Source organism: Vibrio chemaguriensis (assembly GCF_012275705.1).
Classification (GTDB): domain Bacteria; phylum Pseudomonadota; class Gammaproteobacteria; order Enterobacterales; family Vibrionaceae; genus Vibrio; species Vibrio diabolicus.
This window is the reverse complement of the sequence record NZ_SHOE01000004.1, coordinates 170,101-188,178: the sequence shown is the minus strand read 5'-3', so window position 1 is coordinate 188,178 and position 18,078 is coordinate 170,101. Positions and strand designations below refer to the sequence as shown.

Annotated in this window: 17 protein-coding genes; 3 read left to right on the top strand and 14 right to left on the bottom strand. The window is 45.3% G+C overall.

The features are described from left to right. Nucleotides 1-7: 7 nt before the first annotated feature. Nucleotides 8-1,915, bottom strand: a complete 1,908-nt coding sequence (locus EX191_RS06360) for a PTS fructose transporter subunit IIABC (RefSeq protein WP_193447373.1) — start codon at nt 1,913-1,915, stop codon at nt 8-10. A gap of 385 nt (nt 1,916-2,300) precedes the next feature. Here EX191_RS06360 and EX191_RS06355 point away from each other — a divergent pair, with 385 nt between their 5' ends. Beyond that, nucleotides 2,301-3,143, top strand: coding sequence for a helix-turn-helix transcriptional regulator (locus tag EX191_RS06355; protein WP_193447372.1), 843 nt, complete (start codon nt 2,301-2,303; stop codon nt 3,141-3,143). Nucleotides 3,144-3,177: 34 nt separating this feature from the next. Here the strand turns inward: EX191_RS06355 and EX191_RS06350 are convergent, their stop codons facing one another. Then, nucleotides 3,178-3,954, bottom strand: a complete 777-nt coding sequence (locus tag EX191_RS06350) for a PTS sugar transporter subunit IIA (RefSeq protein ID WP_193447371.1) — start codon at nt 3,952-3,954, stop codon at nt 3,178-3,180. Nucleotides 3,955-3,962: 8 nt separating this feature from the next. After that, nucleotides 3,963-4,265: a PTS fructose transporter subunit IIB gene (locus EX191_RS06345; protein WP_005463048.1), complete on the bottom strand. Its 303-nt coding sequence runs from the start codon at nt 4,263-4,265 to the stop codon at nt 3,963-3,965. A 267-nt stretch (nt 4,266-4,532) separates the two neighbouring features. On the opposite strand from EX191_RS06345, the gene EX191_RS06340 reads away from it, so the two are divergent. Together EX191_RS06340 and EX191_RS06335 are read left to right on the top strand one after the other, a co-directional pair. Next, nucleotides 4,533-6,404 carry a fructose-specific PTS transporter subunit EIIC gene (locus EX191_RS06340; protein WP_193447370.1) on the top strand — a complete coding sequence of 624 codons (1,872 nt, stop codon included), beginning with the start codon at nt 4,533-4,535 and terminating at the stop codon, nt 6,402-6,404. A gap of 180 nt (nt 6,405-6,584) precedes the next feature. Beyond that, complete coding sequence (locus EX191_RS06335; RefSeq protein ID WP_193447369.1) at nt 6,585-7,463, top strand: NAD(P)-dependent oxidoreductase; 879 nt, start codon at nt 6,585-6,587, stop codon at nt 7,461-7,463. A gap of 166 nt (nt 7,464-7,629) precedes the next feature. Here the strand turns inward: EX191_RS06335 and katE2 are convergent, their stop codons facing one another. The 11 genes from katE2 to EX191_RS06280 form a co-directional block, all read right to left on the bottom strand. After that, nucleotides 7,630-9,069, bottom strand: a complete 1,440-nt coding sequence (gene katE2, locus EX191_RS06330; protein WP_193447368.1) for a catalase KatE2 — start codon at nt 9,067-9,069, stop codon at nt 7,630-7,632. 289 nt (nt 9,070-9,358) lie between these two features. After that, nucleotides 9,359-9,976 carry a glutathione S-transferase family protein gene (locus tag EX191_RS06325; protein ID WP_006742223.1) on the bottom strand — a complete coding sequence of 206 codons (618 nt, stop codon included), beginning with the start codon at nt 9,974-9,976 and terminating at the stop codon, nt 9,359-9,361. A gap of 15 nt (nt 9,977-9,991) precedes the next feature. Continuing rightward, a complete protein-coding gene (locus EX191_RS06320) occupies nt 9,992-11,026 on the bottom strand; it encodes an NADP-dependent oxidoreductase (protein WP_006742222.1) in 1,035 nt (344 codons plus the stop codon). Nucleotides 11,027-11,175: 149 nt separating this feature from the next. Further along, nucleotides 11,176-11,775 carry a TetR/AcrR family transcriptional regulator gene (locus EX191_RS06315; protein WP_193447367.1) on the bottom strand — a complete coding sequence of 200 codons (600 nt, stop codon included), beginning with the start codon at nt 11,773-11,775 and terminating at the stop codon, nt 11,176-11,178. Nucleotides 11,776-11,825: 50 nt separating this feature from the next. Beyond that, on the bottom strand, nt 11,826-12,146 hold the full coding sequence (gene yqfB, locus EX191_RS06310) for a N(4)-acetylcytidine aminohydrolase (protein WP_047008452.1): 321 nt from the start codon (nt 12,144-12,146) through the stop codon (nt 11,826-11,828). Between the two features lie 64 nt (nt 12,147-12,210). Continuing rightward, nucleotides 12,211-12,609, bottom strand: coding sequence for a VanZ family protein (locus EX191_RS06305; protein WP_193447366.1), 399 nt, complete (start codon nt 12,607-12,609; stop codon nt 12,211-12,213). A gap of 2 nt (nt 12,610-12,611) precedes the next feature. Continuing rightward, nucleotides 12,612-13,919 (bottom strand): oligosaccharide flippase family protein, encoded by a 1,308-nt coding sequence (locus EX191_RS06300; RefSeq protein WP_193447365.1) that lies wholly within the window; start codon nt 13,917-13,919, stop codon nt 12,612-12,614. An 8-nt stretch (nt 13,920-13,927) separates the two neighbouring features. After that, nucleotides 13,928-14,959: a glycosyltransferase family 4 protein gene (locus tag EX191_RS06295; protein WP_193447364.1), complete on the bottom strand. Its 1,032-nt coding sequence runs from the start codon at nt 14,957-14,959 to the stop codon at nt 13,928-13,930. Beyond that, entirely contained in the window at nt 14,956-15,789 is an 834-nt protein-coding gene (locus EX191_RS06290) for a putative capsular polysaccharide synthesis family protein (RefSeq protein WP_006742218.1), read from the bottom strand. Before EX191_RS06290 ends, EX191_RS06295 begins: the two co-directional genes overlap by 4 nt. Before the next feature lie 15 nt (nt 15,790-15,804). Next, complete coding sequence (locus EX191_RS06285) at nt 15,805-17,058, bottom strand: O-antigen ligase family protein (RefSeq protein WP_193447363.1); 1,254 nt, start codon at nt 17,056-17,058, stop codon at nt 15,805-15,807. Continuing rightward, the gene (locus tag EX191_RS06280; RefSeq protein ID WP_006742216.1) at nt 17,024-18,076 is read right to left on the bottom strand and encodes a glycosyltransferase; all 1,053 of its coding nucleotides are present in this window, start codon (nt 18,074-18,076) and stop codon (nt 17,024-17,026) included. The genes EX191_RS06285 and EX191_RS06280 overlap by 35 nt, the downstream gene beginning before the upstream one ends. Between the last annotated feature and the right edge of the window lie 2 nt (nt 18,077-18,078).

The following is an 18,078-nucleotide window of genomic DNA, read 5'->3' as shown; positions in this document are numbered from 1 at the left end:
GGGGGGATTAAGCAGCTGCTTGCATCATTTTTGCTTTACGTACTTTCTTCAACGTTACACACGTTACTGCGGTAACCGTTGCGCCAGCTGCCATACAAATCAGAGCAAGGACTGGGTGGTTCATCGCGCCAAGTAAAGCGACCACGGGACCGCCGTGAGCAACGCTGTTGGTGATGCCGAATGAGAACGCCATTACTGCCGCCACCATTGAGCCAAGTACGTTTGCAGGAATCACTGACATTGGATCTTGCGCTGCGAACGGAATCGCACCTTCAGAGATACCCACCAGACCCATTGCACCTGCGGCTTTACCCGCTTCGGTTTCTGATTCTTCGAACAGGTCGAACTTACGACCAAGCGCCGTTGCCAGTGCCATGCCTAGAGGAGCAACAGGGATTGCACACGCCATCGCACCCATGAATTGAGTTTGACCGCTCGCAATCATGCCCACAGAGAATAGGAATGCGACCTTGTTGAATGGACCACCCATATCGAAGCCAGCCATACCACCAAGTACGATACCCAATAGAACGACGTTACCTGTACTCATGCTAGTGAGTAGCGCAGTCAGACCGTCCATTAGGCTTGCGATTGGCGCGCCGATAACGAAGATGAATAGACCAGCGATGAATAGCGAACCTGTGATTGGTGCGATCATGATTGGCACCAAAGGTTGGATGAACTTGTGGTAGTTAATCGACGTAATCCACTTCACGAAGTAACCCACAAGCAGACCTGCGATGATGGCACCGATAAAGCCTGTACCAGCGTCTGCGCCGTAGAAAGAACCGTTGTTTGCAATCCAACCACCGATCAAGCCAGGAGCAAGAGCAGGACGGTCAGCAATCGCGTAAGCAATGTAACCGGCAAGGATTGGGATCATCAGCGTAAAGGCAACCACACCGACGTTGAGGATTTGGTTCCACATGCTGCCTTCAGGAATCGCCATGCCTGCTTCACTCGGCTGACCGCCTACAGCAAGAGCAAGGGCAATCAACAGACCACCAGTTACGACGAATGGGATCATGTGTGATACGCCATTCATCAAGTAGCGATATAAGTCAGAACGAGCTTGAGAAGCTTTGTCGGCAACCGATGCTTGCGTATTGCCATTGGACTCAGCTTGGTAGGTCGGTGCGTTTAACGCTTCATTAATCAGTCCTTGAGCATCGCGGATTGGGGCTTTTACGTTGGTTTTAACCACGCGTTTGCCCGCGAAGCGGTTCATGTCGACTTGTTTGTCACAGGCGACAATGATGGCATCTGCACGCTCGATTTCTTCTGCGGTTGGGCTGTTTTTCACACCGATTGAACCATTCGTTTCAACCTTGATTTCGTAACCCATCGCCGCAGCACCTTTCTCCAGTGCTTCTGCTGCTAAGTAGGTGTGCGCAACGCCCGCAGGACAACCGGTAACACCAATGACGAAACCTTGGTTTGCTGGAGCGTCCGCCACTGGTTGCGGCTCTTCTTTAGCAAGAAGGAGTGCCAGTGCGTCTTGGCTGTTTGCTGCGCCTAAGAACGCATCGATGAAACCATCTTCAATCAATTTTGAAGACAGTTCTGCAAGTACTTCGATATGGTGGTTATCGCCACCGTCTGGAGAAGCTATCATGAAGAACAGTTTTGAAGGCAAGCCGTCTTCCGCGCCGTATTCGATACCTGATTTGCTTACGCCGATCACAACCGCTGGTTCAATCACAGCGGCGCTTTTCGCGTGTGGAATTGCCACGCCATCTTCAAATCCAGTATTTCCTAATTCTTCACGTGCTTTTATATCTGCAAGAAATTGTGTTTGGTCAGAAATACGACCTTGGGCATGAAGAACGGCAACCAGTTCTTTAAATACGTCTTCTTTTGAAGACGCTTTAAGATCAAGCTTAATTAAGTCTTCATTTATTAGTTTGGTGATCATTGTAGAACCCCTATAAATATAATTTTTATTTCAGGGATATTTTTAAATTAGTGAGAAAAAGACTGTAGTGAAGAAAAAATGCATTTACTGGAGGATTGTAACCGACTAACTATAGTGTGATTTAGATCGTTCACTGGACAAATCTAGCTGCATATCTGTAACATGATGGATAAGAAGCTAAACGATAAGTGAAATGTGGCCTCGCTCCCACTTGAAAAGGGGTTGAGTGTTGTTGATAGAGTTTTTGTTACTGGAAATTTGATGCGTTAACTGGATTTTTGTAACATTAAAATGGAAGTGTGATTTTGCTCAATAGCACAAAAGTCCAGTCCGGTGTATATCTATAGTAAATAGCATCATTGATGCATATATAGAGTGTGAGACAATGATTTTTCATGATTTAATTTCAGCGGTATTAAATGAAAGAGAGCCATTTCATAATATTTGGTTTGCAGGAGATTTTCATACGCCGCCTGAATTTAGCTATCAAGTTAATTTTCCTCGCCTAGAGTTAGTTCTGGATGGGGAATATATTAATGAAATGGAAAGCCATGATCGAAAAGTAACGCACATCGTTGCTAAAAAAGGTGATGCGATATTTATTCCACCTAACTGTTGGAATAAACCAGACTGGGATACCAATTGCTCAGTGTTAAGTATTTTGTTTGGGCGTCGACAACTTGGGTTAAGTTTGGTGAGTAAACACAAAGGTGAGGCAAACTTTTACGATATTCAAAAGCATAGCATCCAAACGCGTTCAGGATTTGCGATAGATAACATCTTAGAAGCGCTGAGCTCACTGGCTCGTGAGAACACTAAAAAACCAATGGATGAGCTTTTACTGCAAGCATTGCTGCAATACTCGAAGACGATGTTGGATGCGCCAGTCGAGCAGCAGTCACATAGCCGTGTGCAAGATCTCTATCAAGGGATCTGCATCTACATTCAAGAGAACTTCCATCGCCCAATCACGCGTGACAGCATTGCGTCGAGATTCAGTATTTCCTCGAACCATTTGTCGCGCTTGTTCCGTCAGCAGGGGCACATGACCTTGGCAGACTACATTACTTGGGTACGCGTGGATCGCGCGAAGTTTATGCTCAAGAAATACAACTTCAAACTCAATGACGTGTCAGTGCGCTGTGGATTTAAAGACGTGAACTATTTCTGCCGAGTATTTAAGAACCGTACAGGTAGAACGCCGACGGAATATCGCGGTTCGATTTAAGCCTTCACTCTAAGTGCGTAAGTCATAGATAAGTTTAGGCGAGCAGCCTCGACATGGCGTACATCAGCAGCGCTTGTAAGTCGACGCTGCTTTTTGTTAGTAGTAGGCGTTCCGCCATTTGATCGGTAAGCAGATTTCTTGTGAGGTTAGTGGCCGCAATGATCTGTTCTCGGGTCGGCTTTTCTGGCATCACCAGTGCTATAGCCAGATGAACATCACCCATCTTCGAAGCCCAATCCATCGACTTTTCATTCGCAATAACAGCAATAGAAATATGGTCAACACCTGAAAACATCACGTGTGGTAGAGCGATCCCCGGAGTCACGCAAGTTGATGAGCGTTCTTCGCGTTTAATAAAAGCAAGAATCAGCTCGTCAGGATGAATGGGGTGGATCAGCTGAGCTAATCCTTTAAGGCATTCAAACTTGGTGAGCTCGGTATGCGCTTTGGCGTATTGCCATTTGATTTCACAAGGTGGGCAAATTTGCGGTAAACGCTCGGCCAGTTGGCTAGAAAACTCATAGTTGATATGAGATCCCACCACCGTAAAGTGTTCAGCAATCATGTCTTTGATGACGAAGCAGGCCAGCTCTGCGTCAATGCCAATCGCTGTGATTTGACACAAATCACCTTGTTGTAGACCTGCTTGCAAAGTCGCCACGGACTTTGTGAGTTCCGCAACACGATTTTGCGTTACATTAATGATATGTAAGGTACTTTTGAACTTTTTTGCCACTCGATTGAGTGGCTGAGCAAGGTGCGCACTGGCATTTGCATTATCGACGAAAAAGGTGATTTGGTATTCGTTCATCTGCAAATTTAGTCGCGGCAGTGAACGAGGAATACTTTGTCGACGTTCAGCAAAACCTCTTCAATGGGGATTTGAATTTTACGCGTCCCTTCGAATCGGCCAGGTTGTTCTATCTCAATATCCGACACGATCAAAACCCGATCCGCTTGAGCGATATCGTGAGGAGTGAGCTGATTTTCTATCCCCATCGCACCTTGCGTTTCTACTTTAATTTGCACGTTATGTTTTGGCGCAGCTTTCATTAGTGCATCTGCTGCCATATAAGTATGAGCGATGCCTGTAGGGCATGCTGTCACCGCTACGATTTTCATGTTCTATCCATTTTATTTTTTGTGGATATTAGCACAGCCACCGCAGATTGAATTGATTTGAGCTGGATTAACGCAAGAGCTCTATCACAGTTTGAATCTCATGTTACATTAATCCAGTTAATGCACTTTTAGTCCTATATATCAAAGGGTAGGCACTGGTTAATCTATGCCCAAGTCAAATGAGTAGGAACGCATACGAGCCAGGGGATCCTATATCTCAAACTCACTTGGGTATATATTCGAGCGTGAATATTGGAAGGTAAAACAATGGACATCACAAACCTAATTGAGCTGGAAACGATATGTTTAGATCTAAAAGCTCAAACCAAAGATGAAGCGCTCAAAGAGCTGGTCGAGATGCTAGAGGCCGCCGGCAAGCTCAATAGTCAAAGCCAGTTCTTGGCAGATATCTGGAAACGAGAAGAGATCGGTAACACAGGATTTGATGATGGTATTGCGATCCCTCATGCCAAAAGTGATGCTGTAGCGCAACCAGCTGTCGCGGTCGGGATCAGCCGTAATGGGATTGATTATGGCGCCGAAGATGGCGAGCTGTCCGATGTGTTTTTCATGCTGGCGTCTCCAGATGGTGATGATCATCATCACATTGAAGTATTGGCACAAATTTCCACCAAAATTATCGAAGACGGCTTTGTTGAAAAGCTCAAGTTGGCTCAATCGCGAGAAGAAGCGCTTGAGATGCTGACTGATATTCAAACTCAATCCAATGAATTTCTCCCAACTTCTTTAGAATTTACATCAGAACCCCTAAGCCCTTGGGCGCAAAAACTTGGTCGCATTAAAGAGCACCTGCTGTTTGGCACATCCCACATGATCCCGTTTATCGTTGCGGGCGGTGTGTTGTTGTCGTTGTCGGTGATGATCTCTGGTCACGGTGGTGTACCACAAGAGGGCATTTTGGCCGATATTGCCCAAATGGGGATTGCTGGCCTGACATTGTTTACTGCCGTGCTTGGTGGTTACATTGCTTATTCCATTGCCGACAAGCCGGGCCTTGCGCCGGGTATGATTGGATCTTGGATTGCGGTCAGTCATTACAATACGGGTTTTTTAGGTGCGATTGTGGTCGGCTTTTTTGCTGGCTTTGTCGTTTGGCTATTAAAGAAAATTCAGCTACCAGACAGCATGAGTTCGCTTGGCTCGATTTTTATTTATCCGCTAGTCGGTACGTTTGTTACTTGCGGCGCGGTGATGTGGGTGATAGGTGCTCCGATAGCCAGCGCAATGACCACCATGAACGAGGTGCTGACGGGCATGGCGGGGTCAGGCAAAGTGATGCTCGGAACTGTGCTTGGGGCAATGACCGCGTTTGATATGGGCGGCCCAATCAACAAAGTGGCGACGTTGTTTGCTCAAACCCAAGTGAACACGCAACCATGGCTGATGGGCGGGGTCGGTATTGCGATTTGTACGCCGCCATTGGGTATGGCACTAGCCACGTTTTTGGCGCCGAGTAAATTCAAGCGAGATGAACGCGAAGCGGGGAAAGCCGCAGGTATTATGGGGATGATCGGTATTAGCGAAGGTGCGATTCCTTTTGCCGCTGGTGACCCTGCGCGAGTGTTACCCGCTATTGTGGCGGGTGGCATCGTTGGTAACGTGATTGGCTTTATGTTCCACGTAATGAACCATGCACCGTGGGGCGGTTGGATTGTTCTCCCTGTTGTGGATGGAAAAATTGGTTACATCATCGGCACGATTGCGGGCTCTGTTACCACGGCGTTGATCGTGATTGCACTAAAGAAAACCGTCACCGAAGATGAAAGCTACACTGGTCATTCTCAAGTATATGGTTCCGTTCAAGGCGAAGGTGAGGCGGATGTTTTGGCGGTCACATCTTGTCCATCAGGAGTGGCACATACGTTCTTAGCGGCTAAGTCATTGGAAAAAGCAGCGTGTGCACTCGGCATTAAGATTAAAGTCGAAACCCAAGGCGCGAATGGCATCATCAACCGAATTACCGAGAAAGACATCGAGAAAGCGAAGTTTGTGATTTTTGCTCACGATGTGGCGATTAAAGAACCGGAACGTTTTCGAAAAATCCAAGTCTTGGATGTCAGTACCAAGGATGCCATGTTGAACGCCACGGCTTTGTTGCAAGCTCGTAGAGTGTCTTAACATTTAACTTCTGAGAAATGTCGCCTCGATGACCCTGATGAATGCTTTTGGTATTTACTCCGACATCGCGGTTCGCTTTTATTTGTGCCGCGAGTGAAGGATAAATCACGAGTAATGTTTTCAATTCTTTAGTAGCATGTTACAAAACATTTCAGTCAGGTGAACTAAGGGAAGCGTGCAATGGAAAAACAACGAGTAGCATTTATTGGTTTGGGTGTTATGGGTTACCCAATGGCGGGCTATTTGAGCAAAGCGGGGTATGAAACCAAAGTATACAACCGCACTAAAGCCAAAGCTGATAAATGGGCTGCAGAATACAACGGCATTGCGTGTGAGACACCGCGAGAAGCGGCAGAAGGTTGCGATATCGTATTTACTTGTGTCGGTAATGACGATGACGTGCGCAGCGTTGTATACGGTGAAGAAGGGATTCTAGTCGGTCTAAAAGCAGGCGCGGTACTGGTTGATCACACCACGACTTCCGCTGATTTAGCCGTTGAATTGGCCGATGCTTGTACCAAATATGGCAATCACTTCATTGATGCTCCGGTATCTGGTGGTCAAGCAGGCGCAGAAAATGGTGTACTAACCATCATGTGTGGTGGCGAGCAGAACATTTTTGATCGTGTGTCTCCAGTGATGGACGTATATGCAAAGCAAATGACGCTTCTGGGTGAAAATGGCCAAGGTCAACGTTGTAAAATGGTAAACCAAATCTGTATTGGTGGTGTGCTTCAAGGCTTGAGCGAAGCGTTGTTACTCGCGCAGAAATCCGGTTTGGATATTGAACAAGTAGTTGAAACACTCAAGCACGGTGCTGCAGGGTCATGGCAAATGGAAAACCGCGCCAAGACAATGGCGCAAGATAAGTTTGATTTTGGCTTCGCGATTGATTGGATGCGCAAAGACTTAGGCTTCTGTCTGCAAGAAGCAGAGCGAGTGGGTCTAGAGCTCCCACTGACTAAGAAAGTGGATGAGCAATACGCAGACCTTCAACGCGATGGTTTAGGCCGCATGGATACGTCTGTTCTGATTAAAGCCGTTGCTAAGAATCAGTAGTAGATAAACAGTTCTTTAGTATCAAAGAGCTTGAAGAAATTTAAGTTGATCATGATCGTTCCCCTTGAGCATTAGTGTGTGATTAACGAACTTGAATGAGGAGGTGCTTTGGGGCACCTCCTTTTTTATGTCTTCTTATCACAGCATTTGCTGGTGCAGTGTCCGTTTACTTGTTTAAGCCTAGCGCAATCTCAAGGCCTTTGCCGTAAGCTTCGTCCGCTTGGTAGGCGTGGTTAACGTGACGTTCTTTGATGAAGTCTGGCACACCATCCATTGCACGAGCGGTGTTGTCGAATAGAGTTTGACGCTGTTCTTCGCTCATAAGACGGAATAGGTCACCCGCTTGGCTGAAGTAGTCTTCGTCTACACGGTGATCGTAATGATCAGCATTGCCGTTGATGCGTAGAGGTGGCTCAGAGTAATCTGGTTGCTCTGCCCATTCTTGTTTGTAGTTTGGCTCGTAACCTAGTGTTGAACCAAAGTTGCCATCAACGCGCATTGCGCCATCGCGGTGGTAGCTGTGTACCGGACAACGAGGCGCGTTAACTGGAATTTGGTGATGGTTTACACCTAGGCGGTAACGCTGCGCGTCTCCGTATGCAAACAGACGGCCTTGCAGCATTTTGTCTGGCGAGAAGCCAATTCCAGGAACGATAGCTGCCGGGTTAAACGCGGATTGCTCAACTTCCGCATAGAAATTTTCTGGGTTACGGTTCAGTTCAAACTCGCCTACTGGGATCAATGGATAATCTTTTTGTGACCATACTTTTGTTAGATCGAACGGGTTAAAGTTCACTTCATCCGCTTCTAGCTCATGCATGATCTGTACGTACATCTTCCATTTAGGGAAGTCTTGACGCTCAATCGCTTCGTAAAGGTCACGGTGATGGCTTTCGCGGTCTTTACCTACGATCGCTTCTGCTTCTTGGTCAGTCAGGTTTTTGATGCCTTGCTGAGTTTTAAAGTGGAATTTCACCCAGTAACGTTCGTTTTCTGCGTTGATAAAGCTGAATGTGTGGCTACCGAAGCCGTGCATATGACGGTAAGACGCTGGAATACCACGATCACTCATAACGATCGTAACTTGGTGGAATGCTTCTGGTAGTGATGTCCAAAAATCCCAGTTGTTTGTCGAGCTGCGCATGTTGGTGCGTGGATCGCGTTTCACCGCGTGGTTTAGATCTGGAAATTTTAGTGGATCACGGAGGAAGAACACTGGCGTGTTGTTACCAACCAAGTCCCAGTTGCCTTCTTCGGTGTAAAACTTTAGCGCAAAACCACGGATGTCGCGCTCTGCATCGGCGGCACCGCGCTCCCCCGCAACGGTGGTAAAGCGAGCAAATAGTTCGGTCTTTTTACCAATCTCCGAGAAGATCTTCGCGCGAGTGTATTTGGTGATGTCATGAGTCACAGTAAAGGTGCCGTAAGCGCCTGAGCCTTTGGCGTGCATACGACGCTCAGGAATCACTTCGCGGTCAAAGTGTGCCAGTTTTTCAAGGAACCAAACGTCTTGCAGTAGTTGGGGACCACGAGGACCTGCAGTCATCACATTTTGATTATGGGCGACAGGACAGCCTGCGGCGGTGGTTAATTTCTTATTTGTCATTTTTCTTCCCCTCCAGGGATCAATACCTTAGCAACTGAAGAGAAGATTATTACGGAAAAGCTGGAAGCAAAAACTGATACTGCTTATCAATTCAATAGGTGGTAACGATGATGAAAAGTAACTTAGAATCAAATTCTTAGCTGATTTTTATGATTGGTTTATTAACGTATTGGCGAAAAGGGTAAAAAGAGCACGCTGGCATTTGCATGAACTGCGCTTTGTTGACAAGGCTAATGTCGGAAATCGCCCCTTTGATATCGCTTTACTGAACATCAAAGGGGCGGAATGATTAGGAGTACTTCACTTCAATTTGCTCAGCTTTTTCAAACGCTGGATGCGTTGCGAGTTGTTTTCCATAGCGCTCAATATTCGGGAAGTGACCAGCCAAACCGAACTTATGCACGAGCTCGACAATAAATGACATCATGATGTCTGCGCCAGTTAAACGTTCTTCTACTAGGTAAGTTTTGCCTTCTAGCGATTGCTCGAAATAACCCAGAACGTTCATCGCTTCTTTGTCAGCATAGCCTGATAGAAATTGAGTTTCGTTTGGCTCTTTGCTAATAAAGATTTTTAACAACATTGGTAAGATTGCTGAACTTTCAGCAAAGTGCATCCATTGTAGGTACTCAGTGTGCGCCTTCGTCCCACGCTCAGGAGCCAACGCACCATCACTGTACTTCTCAATCAAATATTCGGTCATCGCGCCTGATTCAATGATGAACTCGCCATCATCTTCAAGCAGGGGCGATTTACCGAGCGGATGAACGCTCTTTAGCTCAGGCGGTGCCATGAAAGTCACTTTGTCACGAACATAAGGCACGATTTCGTAATCCACATTTAGCTCTTCAAGTAACCAAATGATGCGCTTTGAGCGAGACTGATTGAGATGGTGAAGTTTAATCATTTATTTATCCCTTCCTTATAATGGGTCGTTAATCTGTACTACAAGCTTGCCGAAGTTCTTACCTTCCAACAGACCGATAAATGCTTCTGGTGCATTCTCCAGTCCTTGTACTAGATGTTCACGGTATTGGATCTTTCCTTCTGCCAACCATTGATTAATATCTTGCGCAAATTCACCGTAACGATGTCCGTAGTCATCAAAAATGATGAAGCCTTGCACCTTGATTCGTTTAGTCAGCAGCTTACCCATTAATAATGGAAGATGGTCGGTACCTTCAGGCAGTTCTGTTGCGTTGTACTGAGAAATCAAACCACAAAGTGGGATACGTGCGCTGGTATTCAGAAGTGGCATTACAGCTTCGAATACTTTGCCACCTACGTTTTCGAAGTAAACATCGATACCTTGGTCACAGGCGTTTTTCAACTGCTCTGCAAAGTCGTCAGCTTTGTGATCAATACATTCATCGAAGCCAAGGACTTCTTTGGCGTAACGGCACTTTTCTTCTCCGCCTGCAATACCAACAACTCGGCAACCTTTGATTTTGCCAATTTGACCAACGGTCGCGCCCACAGGGCCTGTCGCGGCCGCTACCACAATGGTTTCACCTGGTTTTGGCTGACCGATATCGAGCAAGCCCATATACGCGGTAAAACCTGGCATGCCAGCAACACCTAGAGCGTATGATGGGTTTTGTGGTTCTTTGCCAAGTTTAATCACCATCTCACCAGTTGAGATGGCGTAGTCTTGCCAGCCAACAGTGTATGCAAGAACCCATTCACCCGCTTCATAATCTGGGTGGTTCGATGCTTCTACCTGACAAACTGTGCCAGCGATCATTACGTCATCAACCGCAACAGGATCGGCGTATGACTCGGCATCGCTCATGCGACCGCGCATGTATGGGTCGAGAGATAAGTAAACGGTTCTCAGTAGCATCTCACCATCTTGAGGAGTCGGTTTCGCCACTTCTTCTAGACGAAAGTTTTCTTTTGTTGGGGCACCGTGGGGACGTGACGCGAGTACGATTCTGCGATTTGTTGCGTTAGTCATATTTATCTCACTTATTGATTAGACCGGTCGTCTAGTTTTGATTTCAAAATATCCCGCTCATAGAGCGGGAAGGTGTATTGTGCAATCACAGGAGTTATTACCAACTGTGAAACACATGTAGGGTGTTCATCTTACTTTTACGCTACCTACTATGGGCAAGTTCGCGTGTTTTGCAGTAGATGTTGAGTATAGGTCAGACTTTGCGTTAATGCTGCCTGATCTTGATACAGTTTGTTCAGCAAGCTTGCGCCGTTCCAAAGGTAGTATATCTGCCTTGCCAATAAAGCACTGTCACCATTTGGGATAGAGCCATCTTGAATGCCTACGTCAATGCAATCCGCCATTGCTTGAATGGTTTTGTCTGCACCTTGGCGTAACGCTAGACGCATGGACTCTGAGAGATCGGAGACTTCCGCACTTAACTTGACCAACAAACATTTGTTCGCATTACATACGTCGTCTTCTACTTTGACCATTTCTTCAAAGTAGCTCATTAGGCGTTGGTAGCCATTCAGATCGGTATTGGTAAAGCGTGCGTTTAAACGCTCAAAATACTTAGTAAAGTAGTCTTGAATCATCGCTTCACCAAATTGTTCTTTGGATTTGAAGTAATGATAAAACGAGCCTTTCGGCACCGCGGCCTTTTTTAAAAGCTCTGAAAGGCCAACAATCGTAAACCCTCGGTTTACGATTAACTCGTATCCGACGTCGAGAATATGTTGGCGTGTGTCGTTCGTCTTTGCGTTCATGAAGCGTACTATAGAATGAATTAGACCAGTCGTCTAGTTTTTGTTGTGGGTTATTTGATTAGCTCGTACTCAATCACAAATAGCGTGTCGGTATTTGGGTAGATTTCTCGAATTAACTGCTTGAGTTTTGGTAGTTCGATGGCTTCTTGTTCAGCATGAAACTCATTGATATCTTCAAAGTTGAGTGGTTCTACAGAGCGTATTTTGATATCGCAGACTTTACGATCCGTTTCTAAGGTAAAAACTTCGACTTCTGTATTTGGAACGTAGTGGCTTTCTGATTCATCTCGAATCGTAATCGTTTTTTTGCCTGATGTGATCAACGGGGTTAAGAATTCAAAAAAAGTAATTTTGGTTGGGTGAGATGACATGATGTACTCGTTAGTCTGATTGTTTGGCGTAATTATATACCCAAATAACCTTGAGGTGCTTATTTCAAGAGAACGAGCGAGTGCGCAGGACGCGAATCAACTTGGCACTAAAGTAACCCGAGATAATGCCTATCCAGTTGGTGCTGAGATCATCAAAACTAAACGAGCGACTTGGAATAAAAAGTTGACTTATTTCTTCCATTGAAACGATAGCCAACAGCAGTAGCAAAAGGCGGGTGCCAAACACGTCGGCTTTACTTGAACTTACTAAAGAGGGGAAGGTGAAGACCGATAAAAAGCCGATCAATAAACTGAAAGTAAAGTGAAGCGTACTCGATCCACCTAAGTAGGTTTCCATTTGCAGGTAAGTGGCATGGTGTAAGTCAGAGCTTTTCCACAAAGAGAGTGAAGCCGTAAGCGTCAGAACGAAAACAAAACTTATCCGTGTCAGTATTGAAACCATAATTAACCTATTGGAAAGAAGCCTAAGTAACGTTTTACAAAGTACAACGCTGCTAGATTCTGAATTGCCATGCCAATTGCCATCGCCCATGCTGCACCAATAACACCGAACGTTTGGCAAAGCGCAATGAGCAAGCAGATAGAAATTGTGCCGGAGGAAATTGTAATGTATTTCATGGTTCTTTCGTGACCGCTCATGAGTAATAAAAATCCTACAGAGCCAGTCGCAACATTGACTAACTGCCCTAAAGACAGGACGACTAACAGTGGCGCAGCAGCAAGAAACTCTTCACCAAAAAACCGCATCACAAACTCTGGGAATAGAGTGCAAATAATCACGGGCACAATGGCCAAACCAACGTTGGCCCGGCAAGCTAAACGGCTAAGGCTTTGCAGTTTGATCATTTGACGTTCTTTGTAGAGAGAGGCAAACATAGGAGCGACCACAAAGTTAATGGTAATCAGCACAAAGCCAATCAGCAGTGATGTACGTTGAGCTGCGGCTAATAAACCGAGTTCCGCTGTTGAGATAAAAAAGCCCGCAATGACAAGGCTTCCCCATTGAAGGACGTTCGTGAAGATACTGCCAATCCAGACTTGCTTGGCAGAAGCGACCATTTTTTTGTTTGGTACGAAAGCTGATGTCTGATACTGACCTGAACCTAGCCAATTAACACTGGATATTACCGCGACGCCCACACTCGCCAGAAGCAGTGCGGTCATCAGATTGTTGATATTTTGCTGACCGATATAGTCCAAGCCAAAGACAAAAAAGACCATCAACATACTCACGCCAAGCTGTAAAGCAAACAGTGATGACACGACCTTTCTACATGCTTGAAGCACACGACTGTTGGTCTGTGCAAGCACCAAAAACGGTATGCAGAACAAGCCTAAAGTAATCGCATGCATTGGCGATTGGGTCTGGTTTAGCTGTTCAGGAAACAGATTAAATCCTACCAACAAAACGGCCATGGCTAGCAAGCAAAACGCCATACTTCGATAAAGTGCCGTTTTATAGTTGTGGCTTTGTTGAAGTGTCTCTTTGTTGTTAAAGGCGATCGCATTGTAGCGAACTAATGAGACATCAAAACCTAGCTGAGAAACGATCGCGAGTAGTGAGACTAGGTTGAATAAAAAGAAAAATTGACCGGAAGTCGAAGCGTCACTGGCCTTCGATACAATCAGTGTCAGTAAAAAAGCAAATAGCGCACTCAACACACGCGTGATTGCGGTTTTCAATCCAGTAGATAGCAAGCTTTTTTTACCGCTGGGCATCAACAGTAATTTTTGTTGAATAGTGTGAAACATAGAGGTATTTAACCGTAAATATTATTGAGTGCGAGGCGCTGTTTTTCTTCACTGAAGGCGTCGTTTAACGCTGTTGTATATTGGCAAAAATCAATTTCATCATAATAATTGACACAGTGCGCGATCTGCTTGGCCATTTCTTCAGGTGTTAGCGCTAAAAATGGGTAGTTGAGATCTTTGGTCGCGCCGATAGTTCGAATTACCATAGGAAGATGTAATTTGGCTGCTTCTAGAATAGTTAACGGCATCCCTTCCCATGCTGCAGTATGTAAGTAAAGGTCTGAACCCTTGAGCTTTTTAACCACTTCATCACGAGGCAACATGCCAGTCACATCCACATTTTCTGTACGCAATTTTTGTTCGAGTGTGTGGTCACCGCCACCTATCCAAGTGATATCTAATGGGCGGTTAAGCGCATATCGATTAAGGTGTTGCAATGTGTCGATGAGAAATTGCGGATCCTTTTGGGGCGCGACACGACCAAGCACAACAAGTCGCAGCGCTTCTTGTCTGTTTCGCAATAAACGCTCTTCACTTTGATAGGACACGTAGTTGTTGAGCAGCTCGGCACGTTTCGCACCAATGCTAATGGCTAGGTCACATTCTCGTTGGCTACAGCCTGCCACCACATCAATTTTGCTTAGTTTTACTTTCTCTAGCGCTTTATAGAGCTGGCGCGCGAATTCGGAGATATCTTCACGTTCGAAAGCATAACAGTGCGGAGTGTAAACCAAGCGCGCCTTGCCAAGTTTTAGAAATCGCCCGAGAAATCCCGCTTTACTCGAGTGCAAATGCACAACGTCAGGCGCAAGTGATGCAATCATGTGGTTTGCATCGCGAACAAATTGAAGTAAGCCGCCTTCCACCCATTTGGTCTGTGTGAAAATATGATGGTTGTTTTCATTGGTTAAGTCGTTTTCTCGAGCTCTGGCTAGCAAGAAATGTTGATAGGGCTCATCTCGAGAGGAGTGAGCATAACTATAGAGGGCGGTTTGAACGCCACCTCCGAAGGCTTCTGTAATATGGAGCACTTTTTTCATGATGATTTTGTTCCTGCTGTCTGCATCCATTTATGCTTGAAAGCATCACGTTCTTGTTCTGAATAAACGTGGCGATATAAGGGAAGATCGTACATATAGAACAGCTTTGAAAAGTCGTAGTGATGCTTAAAGTGCTGGTGGATATTGGAGTACCACTTGTTTTTCGCTTCATTGCTGTTTTTCAGCACGAAGTCTTGCAGCCCGAGAAACTCGCCAATTTCTTTATCGAGAGAGCTGAGCTTTTCGCATTTGATTAGCATGACGTTGGCTTGCTCGTTCTTGAATGTGAAGAAAGGTTGAGTGTTGTCCAATTCTTGACGCATCACATCGATATTGAAGTTACGTTTTAACTCGTTGTCGAACCAGTCCGCAAAATAGTTGAGATTGATATAGTTATCGAAACAATGTTCGAGGTGCTGATACGTGACTGCCATATCTCGGTGAATTGCATCATTCTTTTTGCCTTCGATAAATTGCAAATGGAGGTCTTGAAAGAAACGAGAAAAGACTGTTGCGATTGGATCGCGGACCAGTGTGACGATTTTGATCTGTTCGCGTTTTTGTAAGATACGTTTTCGTTGCTTGAGTACTAAGCGGTAGAGCGCACGGTTTTTGAAATCGAAAAATTTACTCACGTCTTTTTTATTGTGATACATGTGAAATTCTTCGTGATCATCAAAGGTGTGGATGTGATAGCTCGGGATATTTCTTTCTCCCAGCGTGTGCTCAATTGACGATGAGCCAACTTTGCCCATTTGGTAAACTAAAACAAAATTGTCAGCTTGGAGTTCTCGGTTCTTTTCAAATTGTCGAGAGATTGAATACTTCATCTATCCTATCCTTGATTATTCAAATTCATGGTGATGGTTTACCGGAAAAGTATGAGTAATGGTGTTGACCTTTGACTCGCGGCTCATGCTTATCATGACGGGTAATAAGAGTATTAAAATGATGGTGGTATTTACCGCAACGAAGAACACCATGATGAGGGCGTATATCGCGAGTAAGAGGCTTTTTCTGTTGTCATTGAGACTACGGAAGCAAAAGCGAATAAAAAGAAAATAACCACCAAATAATAGGGCGATACCGAGCAACCCGTATTCAATTGCGGTATCTAACACAAAGTTGTGGGTGTAGATCGCCAGCTCATCATAGTTAAAGTAACTGATCATAAAGTTGGGTAACATTTTCGCGCCGACACCTAACACCGGGTGTTGAAGTAAAATATCTAGCCCATTGGCAAGTAAGAGTTTTCTATGAAGGTTCGACACCCAGCGAGCTTCACTTTGGTTGGCAAATAAGACGTCTTCTTGGGTTATTTCCAATGTGTCTGCTAACGTTTCAAACCCAACATAGAGTGTAGTTGCGACGGCAGTGAACACCATAAAGCTTAAGGCCAATAAAATGGTCCACGTATACGTTTCATTAAGCGATTTTCTCATCAGGTTTTTTACGAGCAGCTGGTCAAAGAAGAAAAGCAGACAAAAACCAAGTAGTGCTTTTCTTTCTTGCGACAACACCAGTAATACCAAAGCAACGAGCATCAAAAGGTGGAAAGCGCGAATTTTATCCCGATAAAGGTACAATAGTGAGCAAAGTACACCGAACCCGTATTTACTTACCCCGAGTAACTTAAACCCGCTTTGATAGCCTTGAGCAAAGTGCCATAAGGCAACGAGCGTACAGATGAAAAACAGCAGATAAGTGAAATAAACCATTACCCATTCATCATCAAACACGCCATAGGCGTACATTAGGCTAAGCAAGCAGAGAATCGCCAGCCATTGCACGGTTTCTATAACTAGCGGCATTAGGGGGACGCGATTTAGCAGGCCATTTAAGAACACATACCCAGTGAACAATACGAGGAACCCCATGCAGGGATGCATGAGTTTTTCAGCTTTTCCTTCCAATACCACTAACGCTGTAAAACCAATGGACAAAAGACTTACGATGTCTGATGGTGCTAGTGCTATTCCTCCAGCACGAAACTTCATAGGAATAAAGAACAATGCTAATAGGCATGCTGCAAACCATGAGGCTCGATGGCTCGATGGCGCGGAGCTATTTGTTGGTGCAAAGCTGCTGGTAGATTCCATAGTAACCTTCACGAAATTTATCGATGGTGTAGAGAGAGGCCCTATTGACTGAGTATTGACTTGCAGCGTCATACCGCTCAACACTTTCACACAGCTGGAGCACTTTCTGGCTCAGCTCATTTGAGTTACCAACCTGAAATAAATATTCGGCACGTCCGGTGACGTCATCCAAACCGGGTACGTCCGATGATAATACGGGTAAGCCTGCTGCCATGGCCTCAACCGCCGCCAAGCCAAAGCCTTCGACATGCGATGATTGCACGTAAATGTCCATGTCGTTCAAAAACGCTGGAACATCAGAAACTACCCCATGAAAGTGAACACGTTGCGTGACGTTGAGCTTTGTTGCCAATGCTTGCAGTGGCGATTTTTTTTCGCCATCTCCAGCAAGATGGAGCTCGTATCGTCTTGGTAAATGGACAAGTGCTTGGATAAGCGTTTCATGATCTTTATGTTGGTGAAGTCGGCCCACCATGCCAATCTTGATGACTGGTTTGTCGATCAGGTGGCTGGCGCACTTCGGCATCATAGGAAACCTTTTTAAATCAACGCCATTGTGCACCACGTGATATTTATGTTGGTAGCGAGGCATGAACTTCACCAGTTCATCTTGTACTTTTTCACTAATACTGACCGTCAAGTCGTGGCCCCAATACAAGACATATTCCATGAACTTAAACAACGGATAGTCACGTCGACGGTTGTAAGAGCAGTGCTCAGTCTGGATTCGTTTTTTACCTACCGCCAATAGCGCTAGATAAATGGAAGGGTAGAGGTGCCCGTGAACGACATGCGGCCAACGCAGCAAACAGTATTTCTCACTCAATGACAAAGTGCGCCAGTTAAAACACTCTATCCCTTGGGCGGATAGCGTTGGTAAGTAATCATTTTCATCACACAAGACCAAAATTTTGATTTCGTATTCAGGCTTATGTTCTAAAACAAGGTCGACTAAGAACTTCTGAGCACCGCCGTTCTGAGAAAGATCATTAATAATATGTAGAATCTTGGTTTTCATGA